This is a genomic window from Reichenbachiella faecimaris, assembly GCF_900176375.1.
In the GTDB taxonomy this organism is placed as follows: Bacteria; Bacteroidota; Bacteroidia; order Cytophagales; family Cyclobacteriaceae; genus Reichenbachiella; species Reichenbachiella faecimaris.
The window spans coordinates 1,328,972-1,350,164 of sequence record NZ_FWYF01000001.1 but is presented as its reverse complement, the minus strand read 5'-3'; the positions used below and the strand labels follow the sequence as shown (position 1 = coordinate 1,350,164).

The window sequence follows — 21,193 nt, the reverse complement described above, 5'->3', positions numbered from 1 at the left end:
CATGTAAATTTTGAATGATTCTAAGTCTTGTCATTGAAAAAATAATGAATATTGTGAGAATAAGTTGGAAGGTTATGGTAAAGTACCATGTACTTAATTTTCAACTTTTTGGTTTAAATGCTGCTTGAAGAGAAATGAACATAAGTATCTCCATTTGGTTTTTTTTGATCGTATGGTTGGTCATTGCTGTGCCTGCAAAATCTCAAAATTCGGATAGCTTACGTCACCTCATTTCTTTGCAAGAGAAAGACACTACTGAGGTAGATGCTCTAAATCGTTTGGCTCAAACTTATTACTATTCAAAAGACGATTCCACACGAGTGCTCGCCGAACTGGCCAATAAACTCGCTTCTGAAATCAAGTACACCAAAGGCCGTAGTCACGCTTTTCACCATTTGGCCACTTACTATAGCATCAGAAGCGAATTGGATAGTGCTTTGGTTTACTATGAAAAGTCTATAGAAGCGAAGAGTGGCACCAAAGATTCATTACTGATAGCTGGGACATTAAACAATCTGGGTGCTACCTATTACAAGAAGGGTAATTACACGGCTGCACTCAAAGCCTATCAGCGAGCCTTGAAACTTAGGCTGGATAAAGGTGATAGTGCAAGGGCTGCATATACACTTGGTAATATTGGGCTAATTTATTTGGATCAGAAAAATTATGACCTTTCGCTCAATTATTTTAATCAAACTCTGGATATTCAGAAATCTATTTCCGACCTGGATGGGCAAGCGGCAGCTTTATCCAATATTGGGACTATTTATTTGGGGCAAGAAAATTATGGGGAGGCATTGATTTTTTGTAAAAAGGCCTATGACATATTTTCATCAATAGGTGAGAAGTGCCAAAGCCTGACACCTGCCTCTAATCTTGGTCGCGCTTACCTGATGCAGAATCAGAAGGAAAAAGCACTGAAGTATCTAGAATTGGTCTATACGGAAGCTAAAGATTGCGACAACCCAGTCTTAATAAGTCTGGCTTCTTTAGAAATTGGGATAATACATGCGGAGAAGAAGTTGTTTCAACAAGCCGAGCGTGAAATGCTAGAGAGCTACCTGATAGCCGAGCGGCATGAGCTCAAGGAAAAGATGCAAAAGTCTGCGCATGAGCTTTATGTGCTTTACCAATCAATAGGTAATACTTCTAAAGCACTTGAATTTCTTGAAATCAGTGATAAGATCAAAGACCAAATGTTCAATGAAGACCTGACGGAACAACTCACTCGAATGGAACTGAATTTTGCCTTTGAACAGGAACGCGATTCTTTGGAATTTCAAAAGCAATCTGAGTTGGTTTCTATCCATGCGAAACTCAAACAACAGCATCTGATCCAGTATGCCACTATAATAGGGCTCATGCTGGCGATTATAGCTGTTATTGTGATTTTTAGGTATTATATATTAAGTCAAAAGGCCAAAAACAAATTGGCTGAGGCACTGGATGAAAGAGAAGTATTGCTTCGGGAAATTCACCATAGAGTAAAGAACAATCTACAAGTGGTAAGTAGTCTTTTGAATGTTCAATCAAAATATTTGAATGATGAATTGGCTAAAAAAGCCGTGCTGGAAGGCCGAAACAGAGTGCAGTCGATGGCGATTGTTCATGAGAAACTTTACCAGTCTGACAATCTTTCAAACATCAATGTAAAAGAATATTTAGAAGAGCTGGCCAATACCTTATTTAAATCCTACGATATTTCAGAAGATCGTGTGAAATTGTCGAGCAAAATTGAAAACGTTGAACTCACCATTGATACTACCATTCAGATCGGATTGATCATTAATGAGTTGATTTCGAACGCATTGAAGCACGCCTTTCCTGAAAATAAAATTGGAGCAGTGTGTCTTTCGCTACGCAAGAAGAACAATGTTCATGAACTGGAAGTCTCTGATAATGGTGTTGGTATTGCATCACCTGACGACCTGCTCAAATCTTACGGCTATCGGATTGTTCGATCCATTTCCAAAGGCTTGAATGGTAATATTTCCATTCAGCATGAGAAAGGAACCCGTTTCCTATTAACTTTCTAACAGATGAGCAATAAGATACAAATATTAGTAGTAGAGGACGAACCCATCATTGCTGATGATATTGCCATTTGCCTAGAGCAGATGGGTCATGAGGTGGTGGATATTTGCAATACAGCCGATCAGGCATTGAGCATACTTGATCAACAGGAAGTGGATTTAATCCTACTAGATATTAAAATCAAGGGAAAAAAGGACGGAATCCAATTGGCACAATTGATTCGACAGAAAGTAGCTACACCTTTTATTTTCATTTCATCACTATATGACAAAAACACTGTAACACGTGCTAAGAATGCCGAACCATCTGGATATGTCGTGAAACCGTTCAAGGATGCTGATATTGAAGTGGCTGTAGATATGGCATTGGCTAAAACCAAAATTACTCCAGTCAGTGAACCAAAAGCCCAACAGCTTAATCTTTTCATAAGAAAAAGTAACTCAATTGTCCCACTCAACTTCAATGAGGTCTTTTATGTGGAGGCGTCAGATAACTATTCCGTCTTTTATACCAAGGAAGATAAGTATGTGGTTTCGCAAACGCTTAAGAGCATAGAAGATATTCTTACTGATCAAGGGTATGGGAGAATTCACAAAACCTTCTTGGTAAATTTGAGAAAAATTGATCGCATTGAAAACAATGTGGTTTTTGTAAATGGAAGCCCCTTGCCAATAGGCAAAGTCTATAAACGGTCGTTCATGAATCGTTTGACAGTCTTCTAAAGGCGTTGACTCAATAAATATTCCGTTTACCCTAGACTGCTGTGTAATTGCTAGACTTAGTTTTATTTTTGCTGTGCTATGATAATCGATATTTACATGTCATTCCTAATTCAAAGCATGAGAAAAAACGGTTGAAAACTGCGTTGAATAAATAATTATTCATCAAACTCAATTGTATTCATGAAACCTGCTACACAATACACCAAAAGTGGACGTATCAATATTGCCTATCAAATCTTTGGCTCTGGCCCAGTTGATTTGGTATATATCCCTGGATGGGTGTCGAATATTGACTGGATGTGGGCTTGTCCAGAGCTGGTGCATTTCTTTGAAGAATTAGGTAAAATTGCCCGTGTCATTCTATTTGATAAACGAGGCACTGGCCTTTCTGATAGAGTGGTAGAGCTGTCTACGCTCGAAGAAAGAATGGATGATATCCGGGCAGTGATGGATGCGGTAGGTTCGGAAAAAGCCATCTTGTTTGGTCATTCGGAAGGAGGATCTGTATCCGCTTTGTTTGCCGCCACCTATCCCAAAAGAACAGTCTCTTTGATCACATTTGGTGTTTTTGCTAAACGCCGCTATGATGCCAATTACCCATGGGCACCTACTGATGAGGAAAGGCAGAAGGTGTATGACATGATCGAAAACAGCTGGGGGAGTGGGGATATGAATTTGGAATCGCTGGCGCCTTCAAAAGCTGATGACGAAGAGTTTATGGATTGGCTGGCGAATTACTTCCGTTCGGGAGCTAGCCCTAGTGCTGCCATGGTTCTCACAAAAATGAACACTGAGGTAGATATCATAGATATTTTAGGTTCTATAGATGTACCCACGCTCATGATGCAGCGCACCAATGATATAGATGTTAAAATCGATGAAGGCAAATTCATAGCCGAGCGAATCAAAGGCGCAAAATTCGTTGAGTTTGATGGTGATGATCATCTGTTTTGGGTGGGCAATACACAGGAAGTTCTAAGAGAAATGAAATCCTTTATTACCGAAATAGAGCCAAATGACAGCAGAGAAAGACAATTAGTCACTATTCTGGCAGCGCGCATTATTTCTTCGGACAACAAAGAAAATCAGGTCAAACAGACCCTAGATCGGTATATCAATCAATACAAAGGCAGATTCATTCAGTACAATGCCCAAAGGTTTATCGCTACTTTCACAGGGCCAAGCAAAGCTGTTCATTGCAGTTTGGATTTAGCGAATGCTTTACGGAAATCCGATGTTCAGCTGGCCGCTGGTGTCCATATCAAAGAATGCTCATTGGGAGATTCTCAATCCATTGGTGAACAGACAGAGGATTTTGTAGACTCTATCATTAAACAAATTCAGCCCAACGAAATTCTAATTACACAAACGGTTAAACATTTGCTATCGGGAGCAGGTTTGACGCTGAATCCCCACCCGGGTATATACGCTTCTTTTTTTGATGAGTCATTGTCGTTATATAGCGTCAAGAATTATTTTGACGATGACGAAGATATTGTTCCTATTCAGAAGAGTACATGGCCTCAAAATTCTTCATTGCTCGAAAACGTATTGCAAAGCATAGAGGAGCATTTGAGTAATGAATCTTTTGGCGTAGACACCCTTTGCAAAGAGTTGGGAATTAGCGAACGGCAGTTGCAGCGCAAGCTGAAAGCTATCACCAACAAATCCCCAAATCAGTTGATCTCTTCAGTGAGGCTACATAGAGCAAAAGAGCTGATTCTCAATCAACAACTTAATATTTCAGAAGTTGCCTTTCAAACTGGATTCTCCAGCCCATCTTATTTTTCTAAGTCATTTAAAAAGGAGTTTAGCTTAAGTCCTACTGACCTGCTTCAGTAGTCTTTTGAATGCTAATGTCGGAATTGTTATAACCTTGTCGGTTTTGTTATTGCGCCATGTCGGAAATGTTATGGTATTCGACGGAAATGTGCCAGTGTACTGATGGGTTACCCTTCAGCTTTGCAGAAATAAATTTGAGTATCAAATCCAGAGGAATTGAATGGTCAGCTGGATTGCCGAAATAATTTCTGTTATGAATATAAAAGCTGCATGGAGAGCGACCAGTTGTTTGCTCCTGTTAGGTATTTCATCTTGTGCCTGGGATCAAATGGAGTCAACATTTGATTGTTCTATTTCACCCGTTCAGGTCGAACTGTTAGAAACAAGCGAGACAGCCTGTGGTACAGCCAATGGTGCATTTAGCCTTGGCGTTTCTGGTGGAGAGTCTCCATATACTTTCTCATCAGAAGCAGGCGCAAGTGCAGAAGGTTTATTCGAAAATATAGGCGCTGGAAGCTATACAGTGCAGGTTACTGATGTGAATGGCTGCTCTGATGAAATAACAGTAGAAGTGTTGAATTCGGACGGCGTCAATCTTGATAATATTTTGACAACAGACGCAGGCTGTCAGACCTCACAAGGCACAGTAGAAATCACCGCTTCTGGAGGAACAGAACCCTATCTCTATAGTATTGACGGAGGAAATACACAGAACAGCAATACCTTTTCTGGACTTGCGGGAGGTACGCATAATATAAGTATTGAAGATCAGGAAGGATGCGAAATCACAACCAGTGTGAAACTGACGTCTGGAGTGAAATTTAGTACTGTAGAAGGAATTATTAAAAATAGATGTACGAGCTGTCATGGTTCGAGTGCATCTCCAAGCTTTGGTTCTTTTGAAGAGATAAGCAACAAGGCCAGTCGTATTATGGCCAGAACGAGTGCTGGAACTATGCCTCCGAGTGGCTCGCTTCCTCAAAGTGAAATTGATGCTATTGCCTGCTGGGTCAATGATGGAGCGCTTTCTAACTAATCAATCATACTAATTATTTAATCCCTGTCTGGCTTCAGAATTGGAAAGGGACTCTAACTAAAAATCTAAAAACATGAAGAATGGAATTTTGACACTATTGATCGTGGTTGTAACGGGTGTACAAACTATGGCTCAACCCCTTATAGACAGGGAAGGCGTGGCTTCTTTTTTCTCAGAGGCACCCATGGAAGACATCGAAGCTGTCAACAAAGAAGTACTTGGGGCAATAGACCTTCAAAAAGGAACATTGGCTGTTTCAATGTTCATGAAGAAATTTCACTTTGATAAGAGTTTGATGGAAGAGCACTTTAATGAGAACTATCTGGAATCTGAGCAATTCCCAAAGGCAACTTTCAAAGGAGTGATAAAGAATTTCGCCAATCTAAACTTTTCAAAAGAAGGAACTTTTGAAGCTGAGGCCGAGGGAGAAATGGAAATCCATGGCGTGAGCAAACCTTTGACTACTGTAGTGAAATTTGAAATTTTCCCTTCATCGCTAAAGGCCGCTACGGAATTTTCTATTTCAATCGCAGATCATGACATTGACATACCAAAGCTGGTGATCAAAAATATTGCAGAGGTGGTTGAGGTTAAGGCAGCCTTTAATTTCAAAAAATGACGACTATGAGACCATTAGTGATAACACTTTCATTTCTTGTCTTTTCTATGACTCTTGCTGCGCAAGATGATTTGTTGGCTAGTTTGGAAGAAGAACAAGCAGATGAGACGACATGGATCGAAGCGACTTTCAAAGGGACCCGTGTGATCAACGGTCATTCTATTGAAACCAGAAAAAAGGGAGTTATGGATTTCATGATCTCTCACCGCTTCGGCACCATCGACGGCGGTACTTATGAGCTGTTCGGGCTAGATCAAGCGTCTATTCGTATTGGGTTAGAATATGCTGTAACTGATCGACTATACTTTGGCTTAGGACGTAGTTCTTTCGAAAAAACCTATGACGGTTTTGTGAAGTATCGTTTGCTTAGGCAGTCGACTGGCAGCAAGACCATGCCACTATCTGTGACCTGGTTAAGCGCTGCTGCGATCCGAACCTTAAAATCTCCAGATCAAGACTTGAGCTTTCAAGACAAACTGGCTAATACCAATCAACTGCTGATCGCTCGCAAGTTTGGTAATGGCATCTCGCTGCAGTTGATGCCCTCATGGGTACATAGAAACCTGATCCAAGAGGGAGAGCTGAATAATGATATTTTTGCCTTAGGTGTAGGTGGTCGGATCAAATTGTCTCAGCGCGTAGCGCTGTGTGGAGAATATTACTATCAATTTCAGCAGTTGAATGAAGGAACTACAAATGCCATAGCCATTGGGTTTGATATTGAAACTGGAGGCCACGTATTCCAGCTTCAGTTTACAAATGCCACCGCTATGGTGCCCAAAGGATTTATCACTGAAACAACCAATGATTTCTTTGATGGAGAGATCCATTTTGGATTCAACATCTCAAGAACCTTTCAGGTGAATTAAAAAAAACGCGCTTTCTAAGACTTGATGTAGACGAGGTGATTTCATACTCACAAGGGGTATGCTATGTCTAATTCAAACACAAGTCGATGAAATAAATCAATAACAACCATTTTAAAATTAAAAATCAATGAAAAATCTATTTAACCACATGAATGCCATGCTGCTGTTGGCAGCATTAATTACCTTCTCAGCGTGTGGAGACGATGAAAATGATGAGCCTTCAGTAGAAGCCAACTCGATGATCAAGTTATACAACGACGCCACTTTAGGTGACGTCCTTACGGATGCGAATGGGGTTACGCTATATGTTTTTGCTAAAGATGTAGCTGGAAGTAGCAATTGTACAGAAGGGTGTTTGGATAGCTGGCCTATTTTTTATGCAAAGGAAGCGGAAATAAGTTCAGGATTAGAAAGCGCTGATTTTGGAGTAATTACTCATGCCAATGGTGCTAAGCAGACCACATACAAGGGCTGGCCGCTTTATTACTATGCCCCTGCTGGCGATGGAGAATTGGAAGCAGCTAACAACACATCTGGTGAGGCAATTGGTGGCGTATGGTTTGTGGCTAAGCCCAATTATACTATCATGTATGCCAATGCTCAGCTTGTGGGTAATGACGGTAAAAACTACACCTCTGACTATGCAGAAGGAGACGGCTCAACCGCTTATTTTGTGAATTCACAAGGACGAACCATTTACACTTTCGCTAGCGATTCTAAAGACACCAACAACTTTACAGCCAGCGACTTTTCTAATGATGGCGTATGGCCAGTATATACTAAAGAACTGGATGCTGTCGTATCATCTATTGATATGGCTGATTTTGGTACAATCGATGTATTTGGAGAGAGTCAAGTGACTTATAAAGGATGGCCTTTGTACTACTACGGCCAAGACACTGAAAGAGGGGATACAAAAGGAGTAAGTGTGCCTAGCCCAGGCGTTTGGCCTATCGTAAATAAAAATATTGCTGCAGCTGAATAGACAGAGTAGCAATATTCGGTTCAAGTAAATAGTGCGAATGAGCATTGAGTTGATCAATGCTCATTCTTTGTTTTATGGAATTGACAGCAATCCTCCAATGTCGGATTTTTACATGTTTTAGTCGGAACAATAGCAGTATTCGTCGGTTTTATGATAGTCAAAAAGAGAAGGTCAGAATACTTTTGTGAAAGCAATAATCATAACAATGGATAGAACGATTGGTTACTCTAGCAGAGGGTATACCAGTCGTTTTTTCATAATAAGCCTTTCCAGCTTTCAACTTAGACCAACATCGACATGATTAATAAACTGATAATTGTGAGCTTTTTATTTTGTTTGCTAATATTCAAAGTTCACGCACAGGAATATGGATGTTACTCACCGGCGCTTACACCTGAGGAACAAGAGGTATATAATCGCCTTGCGAAACAAGTAAACTCAAATCCTAATGCCAGGATTAAAACCGACGAACCAATAAGTCTGGCCGTCACAGTAATTATTGTTAGGAAAAGCGACGGTACAGGTGGCGTAAGCGAGCAAAAAGTAAATTCTGGAATCCAAGAAGTCAACGACCTCTATAGTAATGCAGGGCTGTCTTTTTTTGTAAGCGAATTTGTATATATAGACTCAAATACGTTTTACAATCTTGATGTGGGTACGGAACGGACCCCCATTTATGAAAACTTCCATAGGCCACAGACCATCAATGTCTACATGGTGAACACTTTAACCCGATTTGGACAAGCGCTTTGTGGGCATAGTACTGCTCCTGGTGCAGAAGATATGATTTTAATGAAGAATTCATGTATGGGGGTGGACAAGGTATTCTCACATGAATTGGCTCATTATTTTAGTATTAGACATACTTTCGAAAATGGTTCGGGCGATGAGTTAGTTGTGCGGCCGGGTGGATCATCGAATGGCACACTCCCGCCCAATTGCGAAGGGGCAGGGGATCAACTATGTGACACACCTGCAGATCGGGAGTCCTTACAAAACAACGTTAATCCCAGCTGCGAGTATACCGGAACGGCCACTGACGAAAATGGAGATGCATTTGCTCCACATACCAATAATATCATGAGTTACATGCGTGCAGATTGTACAGATAGCTTTACAGACGGGCAGTATAGTTTGATTAGTGCCATTTATGCCAATCGTCGGAGTTATTTATCGACCGATTTAAGTATTATAGGTTTTGAACTATCAAAACAAACAGAGCCAGCCATCATTGATGTGGAGAGCCAAACAGTTTTGATTTTGATGGAAAAGGGAACAGATCTTAGTTCGCTTCAGCCTGTGATTCATGTGGCTCCCGAATCTCAGATTTCTCCAGAAAGCGAAGTCACTTTGGATTTTAGTGGGCCAGTAACCTACACAGTCACTAATTCGAGGGGAGAAAGTCAGGACTGGACGGTTAGTGCTCAAATACTCAGCCCATTTACTACAGTTTGGCAAGTAGAAGCAGGAGAGACCATTACGCTCCCATTAAATACTGGCTACGATTATGATTTTGAGTATGCCTGGGTTTTGGCCGGAGATACCCTAGAGGCAGATACACATACTTCAGTAGATGGTGATTTTTCAACCACTCTGAGTACTGCTGGCGAATATGAGCTGAAAATTTTGGGAGACTTCCCACATCTGAAAGAAGGTTATCCTGTTGATAAGTTAATTGACCTTACCCATTGGGGGCATGTATTTTGGATAGAGATGACAGGAATGTTTTCTGAATGGCAAGGTACAGGATTTACCGCAAGTGATGTGCCCATTACACGTTTGGTTACCAACATGAGTGGAATGTTTAGGGATGCGCCAAACTTTGATGAAGATATTAGTGAATGGAACGTTGGTAAAGTCATTCGAATGAATGAAGTATTTGAAGGTGCAACATCATTTAATGGAAACATTAGCAGCTGGGATGTAAGTCGGGTACGCGAAATGAGAAATATGTTCAAAAGAGCCAACACTTTTAATCAAGACATCAGTAGCTGGGACGTTAGTCAGGTAACAAAAATGTCAGGTACATTTAATGGAGCCAGTTCTTTCAATCAAAACATAGGCACCTGGAATGTTAGTTCGGTCACTACCGTAAATGGAATGTTCATTGGGGCTACAGCTTTCAATGCGGATATAAGTTCATGGAAGGTGGATAAAGTGGAAAACATGGCCTTTATGTTTCAAAGAGCCGAGTCTTTCAATCAGGATATTTCGGAATGGGAAACTTCGTCAATAACCAATTTTCAGGGTATGTTCGAAAATGCAAGCTCATTTGATCAAAACCTAGCTAGTTGGGATGTGACATCTGCTACCAATATGAAAGCCATGCTTAATGGGTCTGGTTTGTCCATACAGAACTACGGTCAAATATTAATGAATTGGTCAGAGCAGGAGGTTCAGAGCGAAGTAGAATTGGGTGCTGAAGGTCTCAGCTATTGCAATGATGCTGACAATGGCAGAGCGATACTGACCAACGAATACAATTGGATCATAAATGATGATGGAGCGGATTCAACGGCCTGCACGGAAGAAGAAGGAGATACTGATGAACAAAATGATGAAATATTAGGATTTGATGAGCCAAACAAAAAATGGAGCATTTTTCCTAATCCAGCACATGATTTTTTACATATAAAGACTACAGAAAATGTGGAGGTTCAATTGGTGAATCTTGGCGGACATCAGGTCATACCAATGCAGAAAGGAAACCATTTGAAAATGAATTTACAAACAGTAAAGCCAGGTATTTATGTACTTGTCATTGAAGGATCACAAGGTATCATTTTTCAAAAGATCAGAAAAGAGAATTAACAATCTGTGCCTGTCGGAAATGTGCTTGGTTTTACCGGAAAAGTACTAGTGAAGAGGTAAGGTCATTTTTAGCTTTGTGTTATATAATATAAAAGACTATTCACAACAACAAAGACGGCTGGAAATCATGTAAGAAATGGTATTCTAGTCTTCTTTTCATAATCGCCCAAAGAAATTAGGTTAGAGTTAAGGTTGCCAACTCACTCTAGAGTTGGTAGTATAATGAGGGGTTAAAGGCGACTGGTTTTCCAGTTGCCTTTTTTACTGTTGTACCGTCAGTATTATTTGTTTTCGATTCACCAAATCCCTGTCGGGAATGTTATGAGATACGCCGGATTTGTGCTAGTGCTAGGATGTCCTGCTATCTACATTTGTAATGATTAACATAGCAAAGTAGCTAGCGACCGGACAGGCACTCAGTTCAGCGGTTCGGTCGCTTCCTTTTTGTTTAGGATCACGAATATCCTTTTTAATCAATCTGTATACACCTTTTTTATAGCTGATATGAAAAGCACCGTTCATATCATTCTTCTCATGAGTTTTCTGATCATTCAGAAAGCTCATGACGAAGAGCAGCAATTTATCGCTCTTAGTAATCAGGGCTAGAGGCTCTCTAGATACCCATTCCTGATAGTCAATTCAATTTTGTTAGAAAAATACCATCAGATTCTTCATGTGATTCTGTCTGTCGGAATCTTTATGGTATTTGCCGGATTTGTGCTAGTTGCTCGATAGACAAGAAATCTAATTTTGCTTCTATTAATTATTGAAATAATTATAAAAATAAATAGAGCTATTTAATCACTAAGAATTATGACAAAGCAACTCCGATTACTCGCATGCATATTATTTGGATTGTCTATCCGACCATTTATGGTGCAGGCACAGACTGAGCCATTCATCACCACGTGGGAGTTTTCTTCTACGGATGATTTTAAACTTCCGTGTAATGACACTGAAAGCTTTGACGACACGTATGATTTTCAATATTCCTTTGATCAAATAGATGAGTCTGGTCAGGTGATCATCAATGTGATAGACGATGGTTCCCATTTTACGACAGAGGGAGATGACTTGGTTATTTCAATACCTACACCTGGCAGGTACCGACTTCAGATCAGTGGTAAGTTTCCTCGCTTTTTTGGCTATACCAAAGCACAACTTCTAGATGTAGTGCAATGGGGGGATATTGTGTGGCTCAGTATGAACAGAAGTTTTTCTGACTGGCCCGGAACGGGATTTAGTGCTACGGACGCACCTGATCTTAGTCAGATAGAGACTATGGAAGTCATGTTTGGAGGGGCGGAGTTTTTCAATGATGACTTGAACCACTGGGATGTGAGCCATGTCAAGAACATGCAGGGATTATTTGCAGACGCTACCCGTTTCAATAGTGACATAAGCGAGTGGAAAGTAGTTTCAGCTACCAATATGAGAGATATGTTTATTCGTGCCAGCACTTTTAATCAGGACATCAGTGACTGGGAAGTAGGTTTGGTAGAGAATATGCAGGGCATGTTCGTAGATGCTGATGCTTTTAATCAAGATATTAGTGATTGGGATGTAAGGAATGTTCAGAATTTGTCGTTCATGTTTCAGCGTGCCAATGCTTTTAATATAGATATTTCAAGCTGGGAACTTGAATCTGCCACCAATATGAGGGGGATGTTTCAGGATGCTATTTCTTTCAACCAAAACTTGGGAAATTTGGATGTCACTTCAGTGGGGAATATGTTGGCAGTTTTTGATGGAGCCGCAATATCTCGTGACAATTTCTCTAATACCCTCATTGGGTGGTCTAACCAGGAAGTGCAAAGTGATATCGTACTAGGCGCAGATGGATTAATTTATTGTGGTGCAGGAGACGCAATTAATAAGTTGGAAACACTTTTTAATTGGATCATTGAAGGTGCAGGTGAACTGTGTAATGACTTTTGCTCAGAGGCTATCACAGTAGCTGTAGGACAGACCGTATCTGGCAATACAACATTTGCGACTAACGATGCTGCTGTGGCCCCTGCTTGTGGATCTAATTTTGTGGACGAAACTGATGAACAGGGTGCTTCAGTAGGGGTCTGGTATCGAATAGTAGGTAATGGAGAAACAATTAAGCTAAGCACATGTGATTTTGCCGACTTTGATACCAGCATCAGTGTGTATGCTGGGTCTTGTTCAACAGGATTAGATTGTTTAGCAGGTAATGATGATGATGATGAATGCTCAGGCAATCGATCCACCGTGAAATTCAATTCTCTAGAGGGGCATGAATATTATGTTTTGGTAGATGGATATGATAGTGATAGTGGTGAGTTTGATATGACAGTGAGCAGTCAGCCTACCATTCCGCCTCCTGCCAACGACAACTGTAATGAAGCTGAGCAGCTGACCGTCTTTGCGGAAGTAGAAGGTACTCCCTCTTCGGGTACGAATGCCAACGCCACGATCTTTACAGATTATAATGATTGTGATCCTTATGCCAATATCAATGACGTTTGGTATCAATTCAATTCTGGATCTAATGTAGAGGTGTCCATAACTCTGGAGTTAATAGATACAGATGCTACAGGGCCATTGGAGGCAGCTTCTTACATGCAAATTGAAGCGTATGATGAATGTGGAGGGGAAGGTATCAGTATTTGTGAATCTGATGGCACCTTCAGTATGGTGGTAGAACCGAATACGGATTACTACCTACAGCTCTGGAATGAAATAAACAGCGAAGGTACATTCACTATCCTCATCAAGGACGGGCCTAACACCGCAGCCGGTGTTAGTTCTACCACAGTTTCATTGAGTCGCTTTGCGCTCAACGGCAGTGAAGTAGAGCGCGTTTCTGTTGATGATGAAGAAGATCACGATCAGTTGTTGAGTATTGTATCGGGAAATGATGAGGGTATCTTTACTATAGATGAAAATACTGGACTGATTACTGTGACAGATGAGTCTGCACTTCAATCATCAGCGACTACCAGTTTTGAACTTACCGTGCAGGCCGCAGATCAGGGGCCTGGGTCACTCACGTCTACAGGTACAGTCACCATAGATATCATAGACAATGAGTTTCCGGTCATTGCTAACCAGAGTACTTCACTAGACGAAAACACAATTAATGACACAGTAGCAATGCAAGTTATAGCCAGCGACGATGACGGGATCATTTTCTCTATTGTAGATGGCAATGTTAACAATGCCTTTGCTATAAGTGGTTCTGGCCAAATCACCGTGAATGATGAAACAGTATTAAATTTTGAAGAACAGTCGGTTTTCGAGCTCCAGGTGAAGGTGCAAGATGACGATGCAAATTTACCCTTAGCCAGTACGGCTATTGTTACCATCACGCTCAATGACATGAATGAAGCACCAGTATTGAGCATCCCACTTGATATCAATATCAGTGGTTTCCTGCCAAATGGCTCTGTTATTAGAACCATGACTTTTCAGGATCAAGACGCTGGGCAGACACATACTTTTGCGATCACTGCGGGAAATGACGATGGTATTTTTAACATAGATGCCGCTTCTGGAGAAATCACAGTGGTCAACAGCGTGGCATTGGAGGCACTGGACAATGACACAAATATCACCCTGGTAGTAGCGGTGACAGATGATGGTACGCCCGAGCTTACGGGAGATACAGATGTTCCGATGAGAGTATTCAAAAATGCGGCTCCACAGATTATATCGGCTATATTCACAATAGATGAAAATGCAGCCAATGGTACGGAAGTAGGTATAGTAGATGCTTCCGACAGCGATGGGGATGATATTAGCTTCTCTATTGTAGGGGGCAATGGTGCGAGTATATTCTCCATAAGAACGGATGGACAGATTCAGGTTATTGATGAAAGTGCATTGGACTTTGAAACACAATCGTCTTTTGGGCTCATCGTGCAAGCAACCGATGATAGTCAGGGCAGTTTGTCTGTAGAAGAATCTATTACGATCAATCTGACCAATGTCAACGAAGCGCCAATAGCTCAGGATATGAGTTTGAGTATGAGTGCCTTTGTGCAAAATGGCTATGTGTTGGGCACACTGCTTGCCACCGATCCAGAAAATGATGAGCTGACTTTTACGATTATATCAGGAAATGCTAATGGTGTATTTGCTGTGGATGCGAATACTGGCGTAGGCACTGTAGCAGACGCCAGCCTAATCAATGTAGAAAGTACACCCAAGTACGAATTGGGAATAGAGGTGAGCGATGGAAGCTTATCAAAGATTGTCACAGCAGAGATCTTCGTATTTGTCAATCAATTCCCAAGCTTGCTTGCTAAGGAATTTGCAATAGATGAAAATTCTCCAGAGGGTACCGTAATCGCTATTTTGAGTTCTGACGATTCAGATGGTATCGGTTCTTTTGAAATTTTGTCTGTCGGCGAGGAGGGATTTCTTTCCCTGGACTTTGAGACGGGGGAGTTAAGTTTAGCGTCATCTCAGGTGCTTTTTAGGGCAGCTGGTGCTGCTGGTGGGTCGTTTAGCCTAGACTATGAGAGTGTTCAGGAGATTGTGCTTGAGGTAAGAATTACTGATGAAGGGATAGGATCTCTGCAAACAGTAGAAACGGTGACGATTTCAATCAACGATGTCAATGAATTTGAACCAGTCATTTCTAATGTTGATATCAATGCCTTGGATGAAAATGCAGTGGCAGGTACTATAGCAGCGATCATTACCAGTACAGATGAAGATACTTTTCAAACTCTATCCTATATGATCACGGCGGGAAACACAGGCAATGCCTTCCGAATCAATAACAATGGAGAGATAGAGGTTAACACTTCATCCGCATTGGATTTTGAAACGAAGTCGAAGTTTGAACTTACTGTGGTGGTAAGCGATAATTTGAATCCGGTCAAAACAGCAAGTACGAGCGTCGAAATCAATTTGACAGATGTAGATGAGGTAGTTCTGAGTAATGCCACTGACGTTATTGGTTTTGTTTTGACTGAGCAAACGGGCGTGGCAAGTATTGATGCAGATGCGCTTAGCATTGCTATCGAAGTGGGTTCAGCAGCGAACCTTTCAGCATTATCTCCTACGGTCACCTTATCAGCTGGAGCTACTAGCTCTCCAGTAAGTAATGCTGTCGTTGACTTTACCAATCAGGTGACTTACACCGTCACAGCAGAAGATGGGACCACTCAGGACTGGCTCGTTTCCGTAAGCCAAGTTGCAGACGACGAAGAAGAAGACAAGGAAGACGAGGAAGACGAAGACGAGGAAGAAGGAGAAGAAACAGTTTTAGGTATTGAACCAATGCAGGATGATTGGGAAATTTTCCCAAACCCTACGCGCAGTGTTTTGCACGTAAAAACCACAGAAAAGGTAAAGGCCTATCTGATCGACCTTAAGGGCGTAAGAGTAACTAATGAATCTGTAGGCAATGATCTGGAATTTGATTTAAACGATCTAAATCCGGGAACCTATCTATTAATGATTCGAAATGAAAAAGGCTTGTCTGCAGAGCAGATTATCAAACATTAAGTATAAAGATGCTGATTAGAAAGCTTCTAAAATCGCTTAGAAGTGTAAGGGTGTGGCTGGTATGGGTCGCACCCTTCTTTTTTTAAAATATCACTCGTCGAAGTAGACAGCTTACTGGACGATTCTGTCAATTAATTGGACTATTTCTTGTCGGAATAGTGTTAGCGCGACGGAATTGTAACAGGCCAGGGTGTCGGGAATTTGATCTTATTTGCCGGATTTGTGCTAACAACACGTAAGTACCCTCATATACTTTTGCATTCGGATCACAACAACTAATTATCCAAAAATAATATCGAATAGTACAACTTGACAAAGAAATAAACAGCGCTTTCTTGAGAAAACTATTTGCAAACAAAACAATTCAAAAATGGAAATCTATAAGTGTGAGTACATCTGGCTAGATGGTTATGAACCAGAAGCCAACATCAGAAGTAAAACAAAAATCGTGGTCTCAGACGAAGTACCGTCTGTAGACAATCTATCACTTTGGTCTTACGACGGAAGTTCGACCAAACAAGCAGAAGGAAGTTCTTCAGATTGCGTATTGAAACCTGTAAAAGTATGGAAAGATCCAGCACGCATCAATGGTTATCTAGTCATGTGTGAAGTGTTAAATCCTGACGGAACACCGCACAAAAGTAACAAGAGAGCAACCTATCAGGATGTCAAAGATTTCTGGTTTGGCTTTGAGCAAGAGTATGTCATTATGCACAACGGAATGCCTCTAGGTTTTCCTGAGGATGGGTATCCAGAGCCACAGGGCAAATACTACTGTGGAATTGGTAGCGAGAATGTAGTGGCAAGGGACTTTGTAGAAGAACACCTGAATTTGTGTCTAAACTGTGGACTCAGCATCACTGGTGTGAATGCAGAGGTAATGCTGGGACAATGGGAATTCCAGTTATTGGGCAAAGGAGCAAAAAGTGCTTCAGATGATTTATGGCTAGCGCGTTTCTTGCTTTTTAGAGTAGCTGAAAAGTATGACGTGAAAATCGAATTGCATCCTAAGCCTGTAAAGGGTGATTGGAATGGTTCGGGTATGCATACGAACTTTTCTAACGAAATCATGAGAACCACAGGAGGAGAAGAATACTTTAAAATGATTTTGGACAGTTTGGAAGCTTCTCATGCGGATCATATCGCTGAATATGGCTCTATGAACAACGAAAGACTTACAGGTCTTCATGAAACGCAGTCTATCGACCGTTTTTCATATGGTGTAAGTGATAGAGGAGCATCCATTCGTATTCCAATCTCAACGGTAGAAGATGGATGGGTAGGCTATCTGGAAGACAGACGTCCAGCGTCCAATGCATGTCCTTATCGAGTTACAGCGAAAATATTGAATACGGTTCCAGAAGAGGTTATGGTTTAGACGAAGGTCTGATCAATCAGCTAAGTGGGGGTAATGAAAATTACCCCCTTCTTTCTCTTTTTAAAACTAAATCAATTGCTATGATAACAACCACTCAGATTATAAATAATGAGGCAGATTCTCTATTCAATATATTGGATCAAGGTAAGAAGAAGTCGATTGAACACGACAAATTCTTAGATCAGCTGGCTCGCACAGGCATTTTATCTGACGACCCAAGGATCAAGGAGCTGCTGAATGACTTCAAATTACATAAGAATGGTAAGGGAATTACCGGAATATCTCAAACCGAGTTCAATGAAATTTTGAAGCAAAACGCGCTGGTCAAAAAATCATTGACAGAGAATGCAGTAATTCCTGATTTTGAGTCATTCTGTGAGCAGATCAGAACGATTTACCTTAAAACACTGAAGAACAAATCTGGAAAAGTAGCTGATTACATTCCTCAATTAGCACGCGTAAATCCAGATCAATTTGCTATTTCCGTTTGCACAGTAGACGGCCAGCGATTTTCTATTGGTGATTCAGGTGTGAATTATTGTTTGCAATCCTCTTGTAAGCCAATCAATTATTGCCTAGCACTAGAGGAGCTAGGTGCAGATGTAGTGCACAATCATGTAGGTCGAGAGCCCAGCGGTCAGTCATTCAATGAATTGGCACTGAATTCAAGAGGCCTTCCGCATAATCCTATGATAAATGCTGGTGCAATGATGAGCTGCTCTTTGATTGATCGCAAGAATAATATAGCAGACCGCTTTGATAAGGTGAGCAAAACATGGAAAGCCCTATGTGGAGGCAAAGATGTTAGTTTTAATAATTCTGTATATCTCTCAGAACGACAAACGGCAGATAGGAATTTTGCTTTGGCGTATTTCATGAGGGAAAAAAATGCTTTTCCCGAAAATACAAACTTGACTGAGACCTTAGAATTCTACTTTCAGTGTTGTTCTATAGAGTCTAATGCTTACGATCTGTCAGTTGCGGCGGCCACATTGGCCAACGCCGGAACAAACCCATTGACAGGAGATACCATTTTTCAGTCCTCAACGGTTCAAAATTGTCTATCACTCATGCTCAGCTGTGGGATGTATGATTTCTCTGGCGAATTCGCCTTTAAAATTGGCCTGCCAGCTAAAAGTGGTGTGTCAGGGGCTTTGATGTTGGTCATTCCAAACCTAATGGGTATCAGCATCTGGTCGCCTAGGCTGGACGAAGTAGGAAACAGCGTACGGGGCGTGGAGTTTTGTGAGCGTTTGGTTGAACATTTTAGCTTTCATCAATACGATTCCTTGACTGGCCATTCGGCTAAAGTAAATCCGCGAAAAAGAGAGAATGAACTGATTGCTTCAAAAGTAATGGAATTGATCTGGTCTGCTAGTCATGGGGATATGGATGAAATATTCCGATTGGAAGCCGAAGGGGTGAGCCCTGATGTGGCAGATTATGATGGACGCACACCCTTGCATTTGGCAGCTTGTGAAGGGCAGATGGAAGTAGTCAAATATCTGATTAAAAAGAAGATTCATTTGACTCCCAAGGATCGATGGGGAAATACACCTCTTGATGATGCAAAAAGATTTAAAAACAAAGAAATAGAAATCCTATTGGATAAGGCTATCAAAGCACACAAGAGCAGGATAGCCCATACGCCAATACTAGAAAATTAATATCATGATGGATACAGGAAATACCGCATGGGTGCTCATCTCCACGGCACTTGTCATGCTTATGACGCCAGCAGGTTTGGCGTTATTTTATGGAGGATTATCAAATAAGAAAAATACTATCAATACGGTAGGAATGAGCTATGTGGCTTTTTGTTTGGCCACACTCGCTTGGGTAGTGGCGGGTTATAGTATTGCTTTTGGCCCTAATGGACATCCAGTTTTTGGCTCGTTGGAAGTTGCATTTCTGAAAAATATATCACCTTCAGATTTGGTAGGGACGATTCCAGAGCTAGTTTTTGTAGCTTTTCAAGGCGTATTCGCAGCGATCGCAGTGGCAATTATATGTGGATCCATAGTTGGCCGATTCAAATTCAGCAGTTGGCTTATCTTTTCCACTCTTTGGGTGTTATGTGTATATGCACCACTGACCCGGATGATCTGGGGAGATGGGTTCCTAAGTAGTCTTGGTGAACTAGATTTTGCGGGAGGCACGGTTATACATGTGAATGCAGGAATAGCTGGCTTGCTTTTGGCTCTTTTATTAGGAAAAAGAAAGCAACAGACTGCGGAGGATCCATCTTCTGCAAAACTCAATATTCTCGGATCGGCATTGCTTTGGTTCGGATGGTTTGGTTTCAATGCTGGCAGTCAGCTGGCCGCAGATGGAGTAGCAGCCAATGCTTTATTGGTAACTAATGTGGCTGCTTGTCTAGGTGGAATCGCTTGGATGGCAATCGAATGGCAGCAAAAAGGAAAACCGTCAATCATTGGGTTAGCCACTGGTGCTATATCAGGTCTGGTGGGCATTACGCCTGCTGCAGGATATGTGGGCGTGGATGGTGCTTTGATTATTGGTCTTGTTTCTGGGTTGATTGGATATTATAGTGTAGTTCACTTGAAAAAAGCTTTGAAATATGACGATACACTAGATGTGTTCGGTATTCACGGCGTTGTTGGGATTTGGGGATCTCTCGCCACAGGGCTTTTCGCCAATCCCATGATCAATGGCGAAGCAGGTTTATTTTATGGCAACCCATACCAGTTTGTGGCGCAGCTCTTGGCTGTATTGGCTACCATATTCTTTTCCCTGCTTGGTACTTATGTTGTTTACAGATTTACCAAACTTCTCACCAGAGGAGTAAGAGTAGAGGCGGAAGTCGAAATCAAAGGGATAGACGTGGCATATCACAACGAAAAAAGCTTTTCCTGACCGATATTAAAATTTAAGAATTTTTGAAAACAAGAATCCAAAATAAAAGAATTATGAAGAAGTACATTTTTTTAACACTCATACTTAGTGTATTATTTACAGCGAATACAATGGCTCAAAAGAGTTGGCTCATGGGGCCAGCAGCCAAAAATTCTAAGCCTTGGGAAAACACCAATGAGCACGTAGTAGTGGTCTCTTTAAAACTGAATAGACTAAAAAAAGGGCCAGCTGCGAAAAACGTAAAAGTCTGGGAAGCAGAGAGCGAAGCGACTCCAATTTTAAGGAGTAATAGGGCAGATCTAAAGGGGCCAGCAGCCAAAAATTTAAGACCAGAGAGAACTAGAAACAATAATTAACTAGGTAGAAATTGAGGGTAGGTGACATGTGCAAATCCTGCCCTCAACTTGTAACAGAGTTTAGTTTTAGGTAAGGCCTGACAATTGGGTAAGTTGTCAGGTTCTTTGCTTTTTAAATTAGTAGGAAAGATGAATTCATCTTTTTCTTACTAAGAAACAAAACCGTTCTTCAGAATGAGGTCAGTCCTAAACTTCAACATGAAGGGGAATGCTGAGCCTTTACATGGATTGCTCTTG

14 protein-coding genes are annotated in these 21,193 nt (G+C 41.2%); 13 read left to right on the top strand and 1 reads right to left on the bottom strand.

Annotation, left to right across the window (positions count from 1 at the left end; translation table 11 throughout):
* Positions 1–134 precede the first annotated feature (134 nt).
* From B9A58_RS05635 to B9A58_RS05600, 8 genes are all read left to right on the top strand, one after another.
* Positions 135–2,036 (top strand): tetratricopeptide repeat-containing sensor histidine kinase, encoded by a 1,902-nt coding sequence (locus B9A58_RS05635; protein WP_084371433.1) that lies wholly within the window; start codon positions 135–137, stop codon positions 2,034–2,036.
* Between the two features lie 3 nt (positions 2,037–2,039).
* Positions 2,040–2,756 carry a LytR/AlgR family response regulator transcription factor gene (locus B9A58_RS05630; RefSeq protein ID WP_084371432.1) on the top strand — a complete coding sequence of 239 codons (717 nt, stop codon included), beginning with the start codon at positions 2,040–2,042 and terminating at the stop codon, positions 2,754–2,756.
* A 180-nt stretch (positions 2,757–2,936) separates the two neighbouring features.
* Complete coding sequence (locus tag B9A58_RS05625; RefSeq protein WP_084371431.1) at positions 2,937–4,598, top strand: alpha/beta fold hydrolase; 1,662 nt, start codon at positions 2,937–2,939, stop codon at positions 4,596–4,598.
* Between the two features lie 193 nt (positions 4,599–4,791).
* On the top strand, positions 4,792–5,574 hold the full coding sequence (locus B9A58_RS05620; RefSeq protein ID WP_176214682.1) for a hypothetical protein: 783 nt from the start codon (positions 4,792–4,794) through the stop codon (positions 5,572–5,574).
* 73 nt (positions 5,575–5,647) lie between these two features.
* On the top strand, positions 5,648–6,193 hold the full coding sequence (locus B9A58_RS05615; RefSeq protein WP_084371429.1) for a YceI family protein: 546 nt from the start codon (positions 5,648–5,650) through the stop codon (positions 6,191–6,193).
* Positions 6,194–6,198: 5 nt separating this feature from the next.
* A complete protein-coding gene (locus B9A58_RS05610) occupies positions 6,199–7,062 on the top strand; it encodes a DUF5777 family beta-barrel protein (protein WP_084372025.1) in 864 nt (287 codons plus the stop codon).
* 127 nt (positions 7,063–7,189) lie between these two features.
* Positions 7,190–8,047: a hypothetical protein gene (locus B9A58_RS05605; protein WP_084371428.1), complete on the top strand. Its 858-nt coding sequence runs from the start codon at positions 7,190–7,192 to the stop codon at positions 8,045–8,047.
* 297 nt (positions 8,048–8,344) lie between these two features.
* The gene (locus B9A58_RS05600; RefSeq protein WP_084371427.1) at positions 8,345–10,858 is read left to right on the top strand and encodes a BspA family leucine-rich repeat surface protein; all 2,514 of its coding nucleotides are present in this window, start codon (positions 8,345–8,347) and stop codon (positions 10,856–10,858) included.
* 348 nt (positions 10,859–11,206) lie between these two features.
* Here B9A58_RS05600 and B9A58_RS05595 read toward each other — a convergent pair whose 3' ends face one another.
* Entirely contained in the window at positions 11,207–11,422 is a 216-nt protein-coding gene (locus tag B9A58_RS05595; protein ID WP_084371426.1) for a hypothetical protein, read from the bottom strand.
* A gap of 249 nt (positions 11,423–11,671) precedes the next feature.
* Here B9A58_RS05595 and B9A58_RS05590 point away from each other — a divergent pair, with 249 nt between their 5' ends.
* The 5 genes from B9A58_RS05590 (at position 11,672) to B9A58_RS05570 (ending at position 20,956) form a co-directional block, all read left to right on the top strand.
* Positions 11,672–16,345 (top strand): cadherin domain-containing protein, encoded by a 4,674-nt coding sequence (locus B9A58_RS05590; protein WP_084371425.1) that lies wholly within the window; start codon positions 11,672–11,674, stop codon positions 16,343–16,345.
* A 370-nt stretch (positions 16,346–16,715) separates the two neighbouring features.
* Positions 16,716–17,723 carry a glutamine synthetase beta-grasp domain-containing protein gene (locus tag B9A58_RS05585; protein WP_084371424.1) on the top strand — a complete coding sequence of 336 codons (1,008 nt, stop codon included), beginning with the start codon at positions 16,716–16,718 and terminating at the stop codon, positions 17,721–17,723.
* Positions 17,663–19,390, top strand: coding sequence for a glutaminase A (gene glsA, locus B9A58_RS05580; protein ID WP_176214681.1), 1,728 nt, complete (start codon positions 17,663–17,665; stop codon positions 19,388–19,390). The genes B9A58_RS05585 and glsA overlap by 61 nt, the downstream gene beginning before the upstream one ends.
* A 4-nt stretch (positions 19,391–19,394) precedes the next feature.
* Complete coding sequence (locus tag B9A58_RS05575) at positions 19,395–20,600, top strand: ammonium transporter (protein WP_084371422.1); 1,206 nt, start codon at positions 19,395–19,397, stop codon at positions 20,598–20,600.
* Positions 20,601–20,653: 53 nt separating this feature from the next.
* On the top strand, positions 20,654–20,956 hold the full coding sequence (locus B9A58_RS05570) for a hypothetical protein (protein WP_084371421.1): 303 nt from the start codon (positions 20,654–20,656) through the stop codon (positions 20,954–20,956).
* Positions 20,957–21,193 lie beyond the last annotated feature (237 nt).